Below are 16,850 nucleotides of genomic sequence, written 5' to 3' on the forward strand. Positions count from 1 at the left end.
TATGAAGGAGAATTACATTGGACATTATTACCGTCAAGAACTTAACTAAGCAATATGAAACGTATCACCGTGGACAAGATGCTAAAAGCGTATTTAAAAGTCTGTTTCACCGTGAAAAATCGATTATTACCTCTGTAGAAGATCTTTCGTTCAGTGTTGGAAAAGGAGAGATCATTGGCATTCTGGGGCCAAACGGTGCGGGGAAATCTACGACTATTAAAATGCTGACAGGCGTTCTCTATCCCACATCGGGAGAAATAAATGTTCTTGGGTACAACCCTCATAAGCAAAAAAATCAATATGTAAAACAAATCGGAGTATTGTTCGGACAGAAATCGCAGTTAATATGGGACATTCCTCCTTTGGATAGTTTTTATATGAATAAGGAAATTTATGATATTCCTACGAATGACTTTCGTACAAGACTAGACCGATTTGTAAGCATGTTTGAGATTGGTGATATTATCACTAAGCCTACGCGCACCCTTTCACTGGGGGAACGAATGAAATGCGAGTTTATAATGGCAATGCTTCATTCACCGCCTGTGGTTTTTTTGGATGAGCCGACAATTGGACTAGATGTTATAGCTAAACAAAGAATCAGAGAATTCATTAAGCAAATGAATCGGGAAGGCACCACATTTATTCTAACGACGCATGACTTGGAAGACGTGGAGCGTCTGGTTCAAAGAGTACTTATTATTCATCAAGGTAAAAAAGTATATGACGATAAGTTCTCTGAACTTCGACTTCATCTGGGCGCAAAAAAAGTGGTTAGGCTTTCTGCAGCTACTACTATTGGAGATATTGATCTGCCTGGGATCGAGCTATCGGAAAGAATATCGGATTATGAAGTGGAATTACTGATTGATACCGGGCAATGTAAAATGGGGGAGTTTCTTCATATTCTTAGCGAAAAGGTAGAGATCCTTGATATATCGATTAAGGAGATCCCAATTGAAAAGATCATCAGCTCCATTTATGAAATGGATAAGGGAGAACATATTCAAGCTTGAGAACGGATCATCTGAATAATCTCTAGGTTCAGCTAAAAAGGAGGCTTCCGATCAATCGGTAGCTTTTTTAGTTGTCGGATAGGATTCTTTAACAAAAATGGAGGATTAAAAGGATTTTTTATTGAAATGTGTATAACAATCTTTTTTTGGAGGGATACGATCGATGGCTATATATTTTATAAGGCATGGAATAGATGACGAAGGCTTTCGTGGTGGTTGGAGTCAACGTGGACTTGTAGTTGAGGGGTATAGACAAGCCGAACGGCTTGGTAGTTATCTTAAGGAGAACCAATCTAGCTTTAACATAACTCGCATCCTTAGCAGTGATTTGCAACGTGCGTTAGATACAGCAAATGAGATAGCTAGAGAGCTTAGTTTGCCTGTTGAAAGCAGTCAGTGTTGGAGAGAAACGAATAATGGTGTAATCGCTGGAATGCCCCATGAAATTGCAAATGAACGATACCCGGGTCTCTATTTCTCGGCTTTAAGAATGGATGAAAGATTCCCAGGAGGAGAGAGCCCTCAGGAGTTTTTTACGCGAATAAGTACAAGTTTCTCGAAACTATGTAATGAACTAGAGAGTACTGATCCAAAAGAAAATGTAATTGTGGTCACTCATGGTGGCGTAATTAATGTTATATACCATATTTTAAAAGGACTAACGTGGACCAATAAGAATGCCCATTTCCCGACTTCATATACTAGTATTCATAAAATAGAGTATCAAGTAGATAAGTGGGTAGTCACAACTGAAAATCTTACGGAACATATATCAAGTGATCAGGCTGCTAGTATAGTCAATTGATTGGGAGGTACATGTGCCAAGAGTCCGAGAGGGTTCGTAGGGTTCCGCGGGTAGGGTGAAGATTAGTCGAGGAGATGTGTCGGCGTTACCATTCAAAGATAGGATATTCGGGACGATCACAGCTATTCAGACGCATTATTTCTGAGATATACAAAATTAATTATCACATGAAACAATACACGAAGAACGAAGAGATAGAACAGTTATTTCGTAAATCTGGCTTTCAAACAGTAAATATTCACGAGAGTAACAAATGGAGATGTTATGTCGGAAAGAAATAAAGCGGCCGCACCGCCCTAAGAAGGACGACACAGCCGCTTTAATTTCACTGCTTATTAAGCCGGATTGGTATTAAACGCACAACGAACAGGAAATGATGACGAGCAAGATGAAAAGTACCAAGATCGTACCGGTCGAAGTGAAGGGTCCTCGAAATTCACCCATGTTATATTCCTCCTTGCCTATGTCGTGTTCTCATTGCTGCGGCGGGTGTAGCAGCTTTCTGAGATAATGACATCATATGCCAAAGTGGACTGGATGAACTGGTCTATGGCCTATTGCTCGTCAATATGGGCTTTTAGGATGCGAAGTCCTTTAGGAAGATGATTCTTGAGTTGGCCTGCACTCGCTTTGCCCCAACTAATCGGCAATCCATCTAAAGTTACAAGTGTCCATCCATGTAATTCCATCGGCACAGGTAAGCTTTCGCCTCGGAGCCAAGCGTGTATTTCCAGACCGTCGCTACTAAGATCAAAACTACGTGTTACTTGTGTGTGTTGAATCGCCATCGCAAGGGCGTGTGCGGGTTCAATCCGATTTTTCTTCAAATGGGCAATATGTAGTCCAGCCCGGGGAACACGAAGCCCTTCAAGCAGTCCAATATGCAGGCTGCTGTTAAAGGATTCAGGCAGCAAATAAAGGGATTCACCGAACAGTAGAGGTACGCCTTGGTATGAGAAACCTGGTAGCTCTACCGCGGCCCAGTCTTGAAATAGCTGGTATGCATCGCGTACGGAAGAATTAATTTTTGGGTTGTTTTTGCTTCGACGTTTCTTGGTGCTGCGTTTGGCATCGTCATTAACGTCGTTTTCTGTGTCACTTTGCTTACGTAGGAGTGCAACAAAGTGGCCTTCGCCTTTTTCTAATTGTGGCCAAAGGCGTTTGTGGGTAAGTAGTTCCATATCGGGGTAACGATCCGTCAATCGGGCAATCATCTCTTCATTCTCTTGGCGATTAAAGGTGCAAGTAGAGTAGGTTAGAGAACCACCAGGCTTAAGCATAAGGTAGGCGTCTTGCAGAATGTCCCATTGTCTTGCTGCGCACATCACTACATGGTCAGGAGACCATTCTGAAACGGCGTTTGGATCTTTTCGAAACATGCCTTCTCCTGAGCAAGGAGCATCTAACATAATTCGGTCAAAAGCTTGTGGAAAGCGCGAAGACAGCTGTTCTGGCGTTGCACAGGTTACGAGGGTATTCATAATACCTAGACGTTCTACGTTCTCAGCAAGAATTTTTGCGCGTTCTGGATGAATTTCATTAGAGATTAAGAGGCCTTGTCCCTGCATTAAACCAGCGATATGCGTAGTTTTACCTCCAGGGGCTGCAGCAAGGTCTAGGATGGTTTCGCCGGGTTTAGGTGACAGCAGTTCAGCTGCGGACATTGCGGAAGGCTCCTGAATATAATATAGTCCGGCAGCATGGTAAGGGTGTCTGCCTGGTCGAGTAGGCTCTTCATAATAATAACCATCAGGGCACCATGGGATAGGTTTCAAATCAAATTGTGAGACTGTGCGTTTTACCGCGACTTGACCTGCATCAGAGATGCTTTTCAGTGGATTAAAGCGAAGTCCCTGAGTTCGTGGTGCTGAATAACTTTCTAGAAAAGCATTTGCCTCTTGCCCCAGCATTTCTTTTATATATGCGGTGTAAGAGGCAGGTAGCTGTTCTTCCTTCATAGTTCATTCTCCTTTTTCTTAGTTGCTGTTTCATGTTTATACCGATAAAATCAAGGTATGGGGAACGTAATCGTACCTGAAATTCTACATATACACAACTATATCATAATTGCCAAGTCTTACTGTATGTAGGGCAATTGTAAAGGGGATGTACCATATGAATTTGCTGCAAGCGCTCTTCTTCCCGCCGGAACAACCTGGTGGTGTATCATCCATGATCCCTTATCTTCAGGAGAGATTCCGTTCAAGCCGTTGGGAGATGGATTTGTTTTGGTTACCTAAGCGGATTCGCAACAAGGGACATGAGGAAGTCATATTCGAGACCTTTGATTGGACACAGTTTGGGGAAAGTCCGATCGTTCAGAAATATATTCAGACCTATCGTGATTATCTATGGTGGACTAAACTACGGATGAGCAAGACATACGATCTTATCCATTCCCATCATCCAATTGCTGGTTTAGCGATGAAAAAAGTATTTCCAGATACTCCGTTAATTCAAACCTTACATTCCAGTTATGAGCGAGAGCTAATTCTTAATGGAGCTATTTCTGAGGGAGGGCTGGAACATCAGTTTCTAGTTTCGCTTTACCGAGAACTTGAGCATGTTAGTGATCGGTTAATGACCGTGTCGCAAGCTTTTGCTGAGTATGTGGCGCCTTATATTCTAGATCCTTCTAATATAGGAGTCATACCGAATGGTTTTGATGAAAAAAGGTTTAAGCCAGTACCGCATGATAACGCTATACCGCAGCTAGTTACCGTGACGCGTTTAGTTCCAGCTAAAGGAATCGATACTTTACTCAAAGCTTGTGCTGAACTTAAAAATCGCGGCCATGAGTATGTACTGCATATTATAGGAGATGGCCCTTCCCGTGCAGATTTGGAAAATATGGCTCAACATTTAGGGATTTATAATGAAACGATTTTTTATGGATATACACTTCATCCGGAAGAGTTTATGCCTTTCTTTGATATTTTCGTGCTGCCTTCTCGGGCGGAAGCATTCGGATCGGTGTTTGCGGAAGCGGCGCTTAGCTGTCTGGCTTTAGTTGGGACGAATGTAGGAGGGATTCCGGAGCAGATTGAAGACGGGGTTAATGGTCTGCTGGTCAGCCCTGACGATGAGATTGCACTCGCGGACGCACTAGAAAAGGTGATATCCGATCCGGCTTATCGTTATGAACTTTCTCGTTCGGCCTGGGATAAAGCAAAAAATCTGTATTCGCTGACTCGTGTGGCTAATGAACTTAAGAAAACATACTTACAGTATCCCTCAGGAACGAAAGGGTGAGTAGTTATGATTCCATTTCGATTTCTACATGCTGCTGATTTACATCTGGATAGTCGTTTTGCTGGGCTGGCGCATATTTCGCCAGCCATTCGTTCTTATTTACGTGAGTCAACCTTCGCCGCCCTCGGGCGGCTTGTCCGCGTTGCCATCCAAGAGAACGTTGATTTTATTGTCATCAGTGGAGATGTATATGATGTTTCTGACGCTTCATTACAGGGTCAGCTCCGATTTCAGGAAGCGCTCAAGGAACTTGGCCAGCACGGGATTCAAGTGTTTCTGATCCATGGCAACCATGATCCACTTGACGGACTACGTCTGACAACGGAAATGCCAAAGCATGTTACCGTATTCGGTGGGGAGAAGCCAGATCACGCTACAGCCTACCGTCGTAAAGATGACCAAGAAGTAGCTATCGTTAGTGGAATCTCCTATCCGACTGCAAAAGTGACGGACAACACAGCAGTGAGCTTTTCTCGAAAACCTGGCAGCCGTCTGTTTCATATTGCTATGCTGCATGGAAATGTAGACGGTGATTTACTGCACGAGACCTATTCCCCCTGCAGTCGTAAGGATCTTATCGAACGGGGCTTTGATTATTGGGCGCTTGGACATATCCATAAACGTAGTGTATTGCATGAGAAACCAGCGATTGTATACCCAGGTAATATACAAGGGCGCAGCATTAAGGAAACCGGAGCAAAAGGTTGTTATATTGTGGATGTAGATGAGGCTGGAAGTACCACTCTCCAATTTCATGAGCTTGATTATGTTCGCTGGCAGGTTCGGGATCTATCCATTGAGGGATTAAGTAATGAAGTAGAATGGATACAAAGTGTGGAGCAGGTGATTGACGACATCAGAGAAGAACTCCCGGATTTGATGTCAGTGGTCAGATTCCGTCTGATCGGACGCGGGGACGTACATAAAGTATTAGCAGAAAAAGGGGCGGCAGAGGATCTGCTGTCTGAACTCCAGCGACGTGAAGCAGTTCGAGCTGAGCGTAAAGATTATAAAGGAATTGTCTGGACGGAAGGATTCGCTGTTGAGTCTGGATTAGCTATTGATCGTGAACGGTTATTAGAGGAGGATAGCTTTCTTGGAGAAATGCTGCGAATAACGGAGCGTACTGAACATTCAACAGAAGCGCTTGATGAACTAATAAACAGTGCACTTAAGCCGCTGCAGGAGAATCAGGAGCTGCGAAAGCTGCTATCGTTAACTAGTCTAGAAGAGAAACTGAGCTGGCTTCGTGGTGCAGCAGAACAGGGAATCACAATGCTCGGTGGAATGGAGGGTGCTCCAGAAGATGAGAATTGAACATTTGCAGATTCATGGTTTCGGACGTCTGCATAACCGAGAGATAGATCTAACGGATGGAGTTACCATACTCTATGGACGTAATGAAGCAGGAAAAAGTACGACGTTGCAGTTCATTCGCTCCATGTTGTTCGGAATTCCAAGTCGTGGAAACCCTTCGGAGAGGTATGAACCTATGGAAGGTGGATTACATGGGGGAATACTGAAGGCACGTGATATTAATGGTGCCCTATGGACCATTCGTCGCCATACATCCGGTGGTGAGGGTTCAGGAAGAAATGAGAAGCTGAACATCACGGTTAACCATCCGAATGGAACGACGCAAGAGTTAGGACAAGCTGAAATGGAGCGTCTTTTGCTTGGTGGCATCTCAAGGAGCATGTTCCATCAATTGTTCGCGGTATCTCTCGATGAACTACAGGAGCTTGCTGCTCTTCAATCAGAAGAGATGAGCAACTTTCTCTTTCACGCAGGTATGGGCGGCGGTGGAACGATCATGCGGGCAGAAAAAAGATTGGTACAGGAAGCTGAGAAGCTGTATAAACCTCGCGGCAAGCTGCAGGAGGCTGCCAAAATTGTTCAAGCTATTGAGAAACTAGAGCGCCAGATGGCTGAGAGCCGTTCTTATCTTCCACGATATAACGGTAATATCGCAGCATTGAAGGTTACGGAATTGGAATTGGATCAATTGGAGCAGCAACGTAAGCTTACGGGAGACAAGCTCGTGATGCTTCGCAAAGCTCAGGATGTTCGTGAATTGTGGTTAAAATGGAGCGATGCGCAGCTTGAGCTACAAGGCTTGCCAATGATTTCAACTTTCCCTGAAGAAGGGGCGACCCGCTTTCAGGCACTTGAGGGAGAAATTAGAAATGCTCAAGGAGCAGTAGCTCGTTATGAACGTCTACAAAGTGAGCTTTTTGCTGAGCTGGCACAGAATCCTCCAGATGAGGTGTTGGCTGCTCAGGGACTTGCGCTGGAGCGACTGGACCGCCATCGGAGCAGCTATGAGAATCGGAGAACGGAAAGACAGCGGCTGGAGGGCGAATTGACCGCGCTGAATGAGCATTTGCAGCGAATTCTGCGAGACATTGATGTCAGCTGGAGTGCGGTAGAGCTGACTTCATTCTCCGGTGCAGCGACAGATCGTGAAGCTGCACGAAGGTTTGCGGCGGCGTTCGCGAGTTATGATCGCTGCATGGAAGCGGAGGGTGCAGCGCGGCAGACGCTGCGATCCCGCTTGGCCGCTGCCTCAGCTTCGCTGCAGGCAGCAGAACGGGCGCTGGCGCGTGAGCACGCCACCGGCGCCGAGTCTTTTGCGCAGCTAGCTCCGCGCAGCGCCCGTGAAGTGCTGCAGCTGTGGGACGAGCTGCAGCAGGCGGCCGAGCGCTGGCGCGAAGCGCAGCTCAGCGAAGGGCCGCTGCGCGGCCCCGGCGCCGGAAGTGACGGCCCTAGCGCGCAGCGCATGGCCGCGCTCTACCGGCGCCTGCTGTGGGCTGGGGCAGCACTAACCGTGCTGCTGCCCACAGCGCTGTGGCTGACCGATGCTCCGCCGGTCAGCGCAGTGCTCGCGATCGGCCTGCTAGGCGCGGCCGATCTGGCCCTTTGGGCCGGCTTGCGCGGAGCGAGCCGGCCAGAAGCGTCCCCGCCAGGGCATGGCGGGGACGTGGGCACAGCCGCAGCCGAGATGCTGCGGCTGCGGGGGCAGTTGCTCTCCGGGGCGGAGCCGGAGAGCGCCATTCCGGGGCGGCGGTCGGCCGCCCCGGGGTCCAGCCCTGACGCAGGCGGGCTGGAGGCCTCCATGAGGGAGCTTCGCAGGCTCATGGAGGCTTGGATAGCGTGGCGGCAGCGCATCGAACGCTATGCCGCCGAGCGTGATGCCTGCCGCACGGAGCTGGAGACGCTGGCAGGCCAAGAGAAGCTGCTCGCTGAGGAAATGAGCCGAGCGGAGACAGCTTTCACAGAAACCGCTGAACAATATGAAGTATGGCTGCGTGAGCGTAGATTGCCCGAAGGGTTGTCCCCAGAAGGGCTTCCGGATATCTTCGCTATGGTGGAGCAAGGGAACGAATTGCTGCGCCAAGAGAATAAGCTCTCTTTACGACTAAAGGAGCTGGAAGCAGAGTGTAACGTATTCGAGGAGGAACTGCTTACCCTTATTTATGAATCAGGTACTGATCCTTTAGACGAGTCTGGCGTGGCGGTAACTAGCTTTGATATGGATCCGCATGATGGACAACGAAGATCCGCACTAACTTTACTAAGCTGGCTGGAACTTCGAAAAAGGGCTTGGGATGAACTGAAAAAGGACCTAATTCGCCGGGAAGGTATTCAGTCACGGTTACAAGAACTTCTGGAAGAACTTAAGGAGAGCCATAGGCTATTAGATGAACTGAGAGAACAGCGTGAACTACTGTTGCATGAAGGCGGTGCAACAGGCGGAGAGGATTTCTTACGAAGATCGGCTGCTGTACAGCGGCGTAGCGATCTGAATAAATCCATTCGTCAGTGGGAGCTGGCCATGTTCGGAGGCTGGGAAGAGGAGCGAGTTGCCGCCCTGCAGGTATTATTAAATCATCATGATGCCTCAGCACTCCAGAAAGAGCGGACGGCGGCTGAAGAGTTAGCTGAACGGGAGGAAGAAATGTGGAACACCCTGCTGGAGCAACGAGGAAAGCTGCTTCAGGAAAGGGAATATCTGAAAGAGCGTTGTATGGAGGACTCTGTTATTCAGCAACTAGAAGAGCAGAGAGCTGCCTTGCGAATCGTGGCTGATAAATATGTGGTAGCCGCATTAACTGCCGAATTAATCGGGAGAACTCGCCGTATTTATGAGCAGGAGAAGCAGCCGCAGGTACTCCTACTTGCATCCGACTATTTCTCCAAGTTGACGGAAGGGGAGTACAGGAGAGTAGTTATGACTCTCGGCCATAAGGAGCTAAAAGCTGAACACAAAGATGCTGGACTGCTGGACAGCGGACTGCTCAGCCGTGGGACGGCAGAACAACTGTACCTTTCCATCCGCTTGGCACTGGCTGAGACCATGTCACGGCAAGTATCGCTGCCGCTGCTGTTCGATGATCTATTCGTCAACTTTGACGACTCTCGTCTTCATGCTGCTCTATCGCTTATCGGAGAACTGTCGATCTCCCGCCAGATTGTAATGATGACCTGTCACAAGCATGTGGCGGAAGCGGCAGCACGAATTATTCCAACATCAGCAGTTATTTCCGTGTAATTCGGGTGACTGGTTTTATTGATACAAGGGTGTTCTCTTTACCGCTTGAACCCGACGAGGTATGGATACGTGGTGGAGTGGACCATGGCGTACGCAGTAGCATGACAGCCCAGACCAGCGACAAGGCTCCGAAGATCGGGTAGAACACTGAGAGGAGAGAGCTAAAGCCAAACTGGCTCAGTAAATAGCAGAGCAACATCAGAATTGGCGTAATCAATGTGGGTTTAACTGGAATTCTCTGTTTAAGCTGCATTGTGACGCCATAAATGTCGGCGACAAAAGTGCTGAAAATCTCCAAAAAGATCAGCAGTAGATATATAGTTTGCACGACAGTACCCAACCGGATGGCGATGTTGCCCATAGGGATTTCAAACTGAAGAATACCAGGCATTTGTGAGCTCATCGCGAAATGCGCGGCGATCAACATAAAACCGATTCCGGCACCACCGATAATACCGCCCCATACAAGAGATTTTTCATCATCTGTATGACGAGCCATCGGAACTAACACGGCTTGAGCCATACCTAAATTGAAGGCGGTGTAGAGCAGCGGCGACATCCAAGCTCCAAAGATAGACCGATCATTTTCTAGGAATAAGAACCGTTCAGCTCCTGGAATTTGAAACGTATTAAGAATAATGATAAGTGATAGCGTAAGCATTAATGGGACGATTAGACTGTTCATTTGCAGAATACCGGAAATTCCCCGTTTAAGCAGAAAATAAGAACCAACTAGCGTTAGCAGTAACCCTGTTTGATAATGAAGCCCCAGGTGTTCCTGAAAAATAGCGCCAGCTCCTGCAAGCATTATACTGTTGACACCAATCAGGATGACCATCGTGAATAAACTGATGGTGCTTCCGACTTGGTCACCGAAGAGGTGACGGTTAAAGTCTTCATAGGATTCTGCTTCTATGCGCCGAGCGATGACCATCATTTTCGTACCCAGCCATATGAACAGTATAGTAGAGAGCAGGATGGTCAGGACTGCCCAGTGTCCGTAACGAGTGAAGAATTTTAATATTTCTTGTCCGGTGGCGAATCCGGCTCCTACAATGGTGCCAATGTAAGTGAAAGCGATCTGCAATGTTCGGACATGTGATTTCATGGCTCCCCTCCTAATAGTTTTAAGAAGCAAAAGAAAAATCATAACGAGTGCAATGCAGGATTGCCTTGTGCACTCTGTATAGTACAGGTTATGATGAGGATCAGAAGGACATGACTTCCGTCGTAATTGCTTTATGAATAGTGATTATATTGTACGGAGCGTCTGTGATTATAAAGGGTATTGGAGGTTCAAAATCATGGAAGTGTTGAAACAGCGGATTTTGGAGGAAGGTGTCGTCGTTTCGGATGAAGTGCTGAAGCTGGATGCACTGTTGAATCATCAGGTAGATCCGCAGCTTACGATGGAAATGGGACGAGAGTTTGCCGGGAGGTTTGCGGACTGCGGAATTACACGTATTGTGACCGTGGAATCCTCGGGCATTGCCGTGGCATTTGCCACCGCATATGAGTTAAAGGTGCCGCTAGTTTTTGCACGCCGCAAAAAAACTCTATTAGCAGATCCAGACGCACTTTGTGAAAGAGTTCCTTCTTTTACGAAAGGTATTGTTACCGACATTATGTTGTCTCGCCAATTTATCTCTCCAGAGGATAAAATCCTCTTTATAGATGATATTATTGCTAATGGTGATGCAGCGCGTGGACTGATAAAGATCATTCAACGCTCTGGCGCTGAGCTGGTAGGTCTTGGCGTTGTAGTGGAAAAAAGCTTTCAAGCGGGAGCTCGGACGATCAAAGAGCAAGGGATCCGACTGGAGTCACTCGTAAGAATTACCTCTCTTAGTGGAGGCACAATTGAATTTGGGGAATAACCCGAATTAGGAATAAGGAACATGCCTATTTTTAAAACAACTGCTTTTCACCCTATAGATTTTCCTTTATAATAAAATCAGACATAGGGAGGAGGCGTCACAATGGGGAAAGAACCGGTGACTGAGCAATTTTTTATTGATAAATTAACCGAGGCCAAGGATCACTTCGAGCGTGCGCTGGATTGCAAACACACGGATTTCGACGATCTGTATCCCTATATGATTGAACATCCTCAGTTTTTTTGGTACAAACGCTATGTAGCTTGGTCAGAGCTTCTGACAATCAAAGGTTTGTGTGAGGAACTATCCTTCCCTTGGAGGGAGAAATTCACAACTAACCAAGTGGAGTATCTGGAGCAACGTGTGATGTCCGCTAAAGTTCTTGATTTCTGGTTTGAGAAGAATGAAGCGCTGATATAAGAATGCTTTTGTAGACATGCAAGTCGTCAATTGCTTATACGAGACCCAGATGATTTATCATTTGGGTCTTTTTTCTGAGAGAAAATAGGATAAGCTATAAAGAGGGAGGGACTAATGATGATTAGCGATGAACAATTGGATGCCTACCGAATTTCCGGTGAGAAAATTCGTGTGGTGCGAGATGGTTTAGAAAGTAACGATGTAAAAGGGATTGTTCTGGCTTGGGATGATTCTCAGGTGATGATTCGACGTCAGAATAGACGGGTAGTGAAGCTAGATCGGAATTATCTATTCCAACCCTTTAGTGAGCCAAGAAAAGATCCGGAAAATATATAATCTCCGCAGCAAGAACAGCTCCTCATCCAAACTGGGTGGGGAGCTGTTCTATGTAAATCTAGGGGTTAAATAGTTAGAGCAAGTTGAGTCGAACTTTCATCTCTGGAGAGTATAGAGAGTTCTGTGGACAGTCCGAGATACGCGCGCATTCGCAGCATCATCTCTCTACGGAATCCTGGCCATAATATATTCATCTCACCTTGATATCCTCTACAGGAGTACAAGGCCTCGACTCCTCGTTGATCTTGGCGAACGGTTGTGATCCTCAGATCATGTGAGCTCAATTCGCGCGTAACCTCTTGAAGCATTAGTGAGGTCTTCTTAGTGGCGCCAGACACGAGCTCCATATAAAGCTGTGGGGTCTTAAACAGACCACTCTTGCTGATTACACGGCAATCACGCTCGAAAACTTTATGAATAAACGTTAGCAGCAAATAGCTTCTGACAAGGGACAGCTCTTCTTTAGTAACATCTTCATCAACAATGGATGTCTTCAACTTCGTAGTCGCCATTATAAATCACCTCATTTATATTATGCGAACTTTTGTTCTCATTATACCTTATATTCGGAAGTAAAAGCAATAATTATCCATAAATTAATGATCGATAAGAAAAGCTGGGAAATATATTGACGCTTTAATCTCAGCATGGTATGATCTATCTTGTGACCGCAAGATTGTTAGCGAGTCATTATGATGTGCGGTCGTGGCGGAATTGGCAGACGCGCACGGTTCAGGTCCGTGTGGTAGCAATATCGTGGAGGTTCGAGTCCTCTCGACCGCATTACAATGAATAGGTTCGCAACATTGCTCTTACAGCAATTTGCGAGCCTTTTTTATATGCTGAAATAATTAAGGCTATATCCCATGACTTGAGTGGAAGAAAGCTTTGAGCTGTAGTCAGAATTTATGGGATAATAATAGAAAAGAAGCTGACTTTGATTAAAGCAGCTTCTTTACCACGCGTATAAGAATTTTATTATTCTACTGTTGAGGTAGGTTCATGCTCTAGGTATAGTACCTCTGCCTTTTCGTCATAGGCGATCAATTCCGCATATCTTCCCCAGTCAATTAAGATATCGAGCTGATGAGAGGCTTCTTCAGCGCCAAAGTGCTTCTCAAAGATCTCGACAAAAAATTCCCGCTCCATTTTATTATTTGATTTCGATTGCAAAATCCAGATTATCTTTTCCATCACAGGAACATGCTGCTGTACTTGCGCTCTGAATAGCTCTTTCCGCTTAAGGACACTGGCTTCAGCAAATTGGTGACCCATTTCCGTCAGCTCGATATCCCCTTGATGAATCTCAGCGAATTGGAGCATTTGTGCAGCATCGACTGTGGGCAGGAAGTCTTCCAGATCTAGACTTAATTGATCAGCTAATTTGTACAAGTCAACTTTTTTTCCGAGATCGTCGATCAGTTCAATGAAGCCGGTGAGTGCGCCGGCAGGGACCTCTTGAACCTTCTCAATTTTCTTCTTCTGCTCTCCCGATGGATCAACGGTTTTGACTTCCCGTTTCGTCAGAATCGAATAGATGCGGTCGACAAGCGACGTGAATTGTGGTGCTTGTTTATCCCGCCAATGCGGCATGGTGATGGGGATATCAGCAATGACGTGGGCCGGATCCCTGGATAGTACGATGGCCCGATCTGACATGTAGACGGCCTCCTCGATACTGTGAGTGACCATGATGATGCTTTTAGTAGGAATTTTTTTCTCCGTCCACAACTCAAGCAAGTCACGCTTTAGGTTTTCTGCTGTCAGTACGTCCAAAGCAGAGAAGGGTTCATCCATCAGAAGGATGTCCGGTTCCATTACTAAAGCACGACCAATCCCCACGCGCTGCCGCATACCTCCAGATAATTCTTTCGGGTAGGCGCCTTCAAACCCGTCAAGTCCGATCATATCGATGACAGAGAGTGCTTTTCGCATTTTTTCCGCTTCCCGCAGTGGTTTGTTCTCAAGTCCTAGCTTTACATTCTCCAATACCGTAAGCCAAGGAAACAACGCAAACGATTGGAACACCATCCCTACACCTGGGTTCGTGCCGACAATTTCTTGTCCATTATATAAAACAGCGCCTTGCGAGGGGGAGATGAGCCCGGCAATGATCCGTAAAAGCGTTGATTTTCCTGATCCCGAAGGTCCTAATATCGAAAGAAACTCTCCTTCTTTTATGTTGATGTTAATGTCCTCTAAAATACTCACATTTGCTTGATTCGGAAGATCATACCGTTTGCTAATCTGGTTCAACTCAATCAGTGATTTTTTCATATTCGACACCTCTAATCCAAATGATATTTCTTTTCCGCTAAGGCATACAGCTTGCGCCATACCAAGCGGTTCACAATCACAACCAGTAAACACATGACGATGATGCCCCAGATGATTTCTGGCCAATTTCCGCTGTTGGTTGCTTGAGCAATGAATGAACCTAACCCGGATGCCTGAAGATCATGGTTCTTCCACGATACGATTTCGGAAACAATGCTGGCGTTCCAAGCACCTCCGCTTGCTGTTAGGCAGCCGGTCACGAGAAAAGGGAAGACGGCGGGAAGAATTAATTTTCTCCAGGTCTGCCACCGATTTAATTTTAGAATCGCACTCGCTTCCTTAAGGTCGGAGGGGATTGCCATCGCACCGGCAATGACATTAAATAAAACGTACCATTGGGTACCCAGCATCATAAGTGGTATTGCACCAATCTCCATCGATATTCCCAGCTTTAAGTATAAAATTGTGAATAGCGGAAACGCCATGTTGGCTGGAAAAGAAGACACAATCTGCACAATCGGTTGTATGATTCGTGATAGACGCGGATTCATACCGATGAAAACACCGACAGGCAGTGTCCAGATAACGGCTAGGATTGTCGAAACGAATACACGCAACGCAGTCAGCAGCCCTAGGGCAACAACATGAGTGATCTCACGCCAGCTTAACCGGGCAATCTCAAGGATGCCCTCATAAACATAGATCATCACAATCCCAGTAACGAAAACCATGATCGACCATTTAAAGATTTTTTTTATGCGGGGCGGCGCCTGTGGCAAATTTACTTGTGAACCTTTTTTAGCAAGCTGAACAGATACATCATGAAGAAAATTTTTAATATTTTGACTAAGGGACTGAACAAATCCAGCCCGTTTAAGAATATCAAACACCCATGAAGTCGGAACTTGGTTAGATTCTGTCTGTTCATTCTTGAATTTCTGACTCCAAGAAACAATCGGACGCCAGAATAACTGATCGACAACAACAATCATAATGATCATTGTTAGAATCGAATAGATAATGGCTTTGATATTCCCATCATCAGCTGCCAAGGCCATGTACGATCCGATTCCAGGTAAATGGATATCTTGATTCAGTACGCTAATGGATTCGCTCGCCGTAAGAAAGAACCAACCTCCGCCAAATGACATCATGCTATTCCAAACCAGACCGATCATAGAAAACGGAACTTCCAGCTTGTTGAAACGAGGCCATGCACCTAATCGATTCATTTTTGCAGCTTCATTCAGATCACGGGGAATTGTCTTAATGGAATGGTAGAAGCTAAACGTCATATTCCATACTTGGCCAGTGAAAATGGCGAAGATCGAGGCGCATTCCACCCCCAGCAATTTTCCCGGAAACAATGCCATAAACGCAATAACCGTAGCAGAAAGAAATCCAAGCACGGGTACGGATTGCAGAATATCAATCGCCGGAATCATGAATCTCTCTGCTGTCCGATTGTGCGCCGCAATGCGTCCATATACGAAGGTGAAAATCAGGGACGCTGCGAAAGCGATAAACATACGAAGTAAGGATCGTGCTGCATAGTAAGGTAACCATTTCGGATCAAGGCTCAAGGTTGGCTGACGATCGGGAGAAAAGGGTACCTGCATGCCCGAACCCACTTTGGCCGCGGCATAAAGGAGCGATAATAACAATAAAATGACGAGGGCATCCGCCCAGCTAAATTTGTTCTTTGGAGTAACATTCTTGATAAGATTTTCTTTCATCGTGAGCAGCCCCAATCTATGAAAAATAAAAAAACTCCCTGCTTGAAGCGTAGGGAGTTCAGCATTCCTTCATCCATGTGAAATTGGGGCCATCTAATGTTCAGTCTTAATAACGGGTAAGGAGAGACTGAAAATAGACAGACCCTATCCACGAGGGTGGAACAGTGTGCTTCCTGCCTGATAAAAATATTGAATTCTTTAAAGTGTGCATTCGACTACAACCGTCCATTTCCAATCTCCCCCCTTAGCACATAAATATGAAAGCCCCCTGGATGGGTACCAGGGGGCATACAGTCATAATAAAACAACCATTCCCCCTAGTTCAGTTTTGGCACTATACAACGTAAAGAGTATTACTCTTAGCCACCTTATGAAGAGCCTTAATCCGGCAATTCCTGTTCTACCCATTGGCATCTTTCGATATTTCCGGGCAGTGGCCTATGTTTGTATAGGAGCCTCACCTAACGAGGACATTAATTAATTCTACTGAATAGTACGCCTGTAAAAAGTGTTTGTCAATTATTTATGTTACTGCGTGAATGTTGGGTTCTAGAAATAAAATGTAAAATGAACACATCG

14 protein-coding genes, 1 tRNA gene and 1 riboswitch are annotated in these 16,850 nt (G+C 45.9%); of the genes, 9 read left to right on the forward strand and 6 right to left on the reverse strand.

The window, feature by feature from the left end:
- Nucleotides 1-17: 17 nt before the first annotated feature.
- The gene (locus tag MHH52_RS09940; RefSeq protein WP_340008287.1) at nt 18-1,016 is read left to right on the forward strand and encodes an ATP-binding cassette domain-containing protein; all 999 of its coding nucleotides are present in this window, start codon (nt 18-20) and stop codon (nt 1,014-1,016) included.
- A 163-nt stretch (nt 1,017-1,179) separates the two neighbouring features.
- Nucleotides 1,180-1,821, forward strand: a complete 642-nt coding sequence (locus MHH52_RS09945) for a histidine phosphatase family protein (RefSeq protein ID WP_340008289.1) — start codon at nt 1,180-1,182, stop codon at nt 1,819-1,821.
- 351 nt (nt 1,822-2,172) lie between these two features.
- Here MHH52_RS09945 and MHH52_RS09950 read toward each other — a convergent pair whose 3' ends face one another.
- Together MHH52_RS09950 and MHH52_RS09955 are read right to left on the reverse strand one after the other, a co-directional pair.
- Nucleotides 2,173-2,265, reverse strand: coding sequence for a YjcZ family sporulation protein (locus tag MHH52_RS09950; protein WP_313642016.1), 93 nt, complete (start codon nt 2,263-2,265; stop codon nt 2,173-2,175).
- A gap of 110 nt (nt 2,266-2,375) precedes the next feature.
- A complete protein-coding gene (locus MHH52_RS09955; protein WP_340008291.1) occupies nt 2,376-3,779 on the reverse strand; it encodes an RsmB/NOP family class I SAM-dependent RNA methyltransferase in 1,404 nt (467 codons plus the stop codon).
- A gap of 157 nt (nt 3,780-3,936) precedes the next feature.
- Between MHH52_RS09955 and MHH52_RS09960 the strand changes: the two genes are divergently transcribed.
- The 3 genes from MHH52_RS09960 to MHH52_RS09970 are packed head-to-tail and all read left to right on the forward strand — an operon-like array spanning nt 3,937 to nt 9,625.
- A complete protein-coding gene (locus MHH52_RS09960; RefSeq protein ID WP_340008294.1) occupies nt 3,937-5,073 on the forward strand; it encodes a glycosyltransferase family 4 protein in 1,137 nt (378 codons plus the stop codon).
- 6 nt (nt 5,074-5,079) lie between these two features.
- Nucleotides 5,080-6,390 carry a DNA repair exonuclease gene (locus MHH52_RS09965; protein WP_340008295.1) on the forward strand — a complete coding sequence of 437 codons (1,311 nt, stop codon included), beginning with the start codon at nt 5,080-5,082 and terminating at the stop codon, nt 6,388-6,390.
- Nucleotides 6,380-9,625 (forward strand): AAA family ATPase, encoded by a 3,246-nt coding sequence (locus tag MHH52_RS09970; protein WP_340008297.1) that lies wholly within the window; start codon nt 6,380-6,382, stop codon nt 9,623-9,625. Before MHH52_RS09965 ends, MHH52_RS09970 begins: the two co-directional genes overlap by 11 nt.
- On the opposite strand, the gene MHH52_RS09975 is transcribed toward MHH52_RS09970, so the two are convergent.
- Entirely contained in the window at nt 9,612-10,733 is a 1,122-nt protein-coding gene (locus tag MHH52_RS09975) for a hypothetical protein (protein ID WP_340008299.1), read from the reverse strand. The two genes, MHH52_RS09970 and MHH52_RS09975, sit on opposite strands and share 14 nt — an antisense overlap.
- 196 nt (nt 10,734-10,929) lie before the next feature.
- On the opposite strand from MHH52_RS09975, the gene MHH52_RS09980 reads away from it, so the two are divergent.
- The 3 genes from MHH52_RS09980 to MHH52_RS09990 all read left to right on the forward strand — a co-directional run bounded on the left by MHH52_RS09980 (nt 10,930) and on the right by MHH52_RS09990 (nt 12,258).
- Nucleotides 10,930-11,502: a xanthine phosphoribosyltransferase gene (locus tag MHH52_RS09980; RefSeq protein ID WP_042126391.1), complete on the forward strand. Its 573-nt coding sequence runs from the start codon at nt 10,930-10,932 to the stop codon at nt 11,500-11,502.
- Nucleotides 11,503-11,604: 102 nt separating this feature from the next.
- Complete coding sequence (locus MHH52_RS09985; protein WP_283911260.1) at nt 11,605-11,922, forward strand: hypothetical protein; 318 nt, start codon at nt 11,605-11,607, stop codon at nt 11,920-11,922.
- Nucleotides 11,923-12,039: 117 nt separating this feature from the next.
- Nucleotides 12,040-12,258 (forward strand): hypothetical protein, encoded by a 219-nt coding sequence (locus tag MHH52_RS09990; RefSeq protein WP_313640614.1) that lies wholly within the window; start codon nt 12,040-12,042, stop codon nt 12,256-12,258.
- A gap of 65 nt (nt 12,259-12,323) precedes the next feature.
- On the opposite strand, the gene MHH52_RS09995 is transcribed toward MHH52_RS09990, so the two are convergent.
- On the reverse strand, nt 12,324-12,770 hold the full coding sequence (locus tag MHH52_RS09995) for a hypothetical protein (RefSeq protein ID WP_340008300.1): 447 nt from the start codon (nt 12,768-12,770) through the stop codon (nt 12,324-12,326).
- 187 nt (nt 12,771-12,957) lie between these two features.
- On the opposite strand from MHH52_RS09995, the gene MHH52_RS10000 reads away from it, so the two are divergent.
- Nucleotides 12,958-13,041, forward strand: a tRNA-Leu gene (locus MHH52_RS10000).
- Nucleotides 13,042-13,236: 195 nt separating this feature from the next.
- Here the strand turns inward: MHH52_RS10000 and MHH52_RS10005 are convergent.
- Both MHH52_RS10005 and MHH52_RS10010 read right to left on the reverse strand, forming a co-directional pair.
- A complete protein-coding gene (locus tag MHH52_RS10005; RefSeq protein ID WP_340008302.1) occupies nt 13,237-14,535 on the reverse strand; it encodes a nitrate/sulfonate/bicarbonate ABC transporter ATP-binding protein in 1,299 nt (432 codons plus the stop codon).
- An 11-nt stretch (nt 14,536-14,546) separates the two neighbouring features.
- On the reverse strand, nt 14,547-16,271 hold the full coding sequence (locus tag MHH52_RS10010; protein WP_340008304.1) for an ABC transporter permease subunit: 1,725 nt from the start codon (nt 16,269-16,271) through the stop codon (nt 14,547-14,549).
- A gap of 306 nt (nt 16,272-16,577) precedes the next feature.
- A riboswitch (M-box (ykoK) riboswitch) is annotated at nt 16,578-16,747 on the reverse strand.
- Between the last annotated feature and the right edge of the window lie 103 nt (nt 16,748-16,850).

It is taken from the genome of Paenibacillus sp. FSL K6-0276 (assembly GCF_037977235.1).
Classification (GTDB): Bacteria; Bacillota; Bacilli; order Paenibacillales; family Paenibacillaceae; genus Paenibacillus_AQ.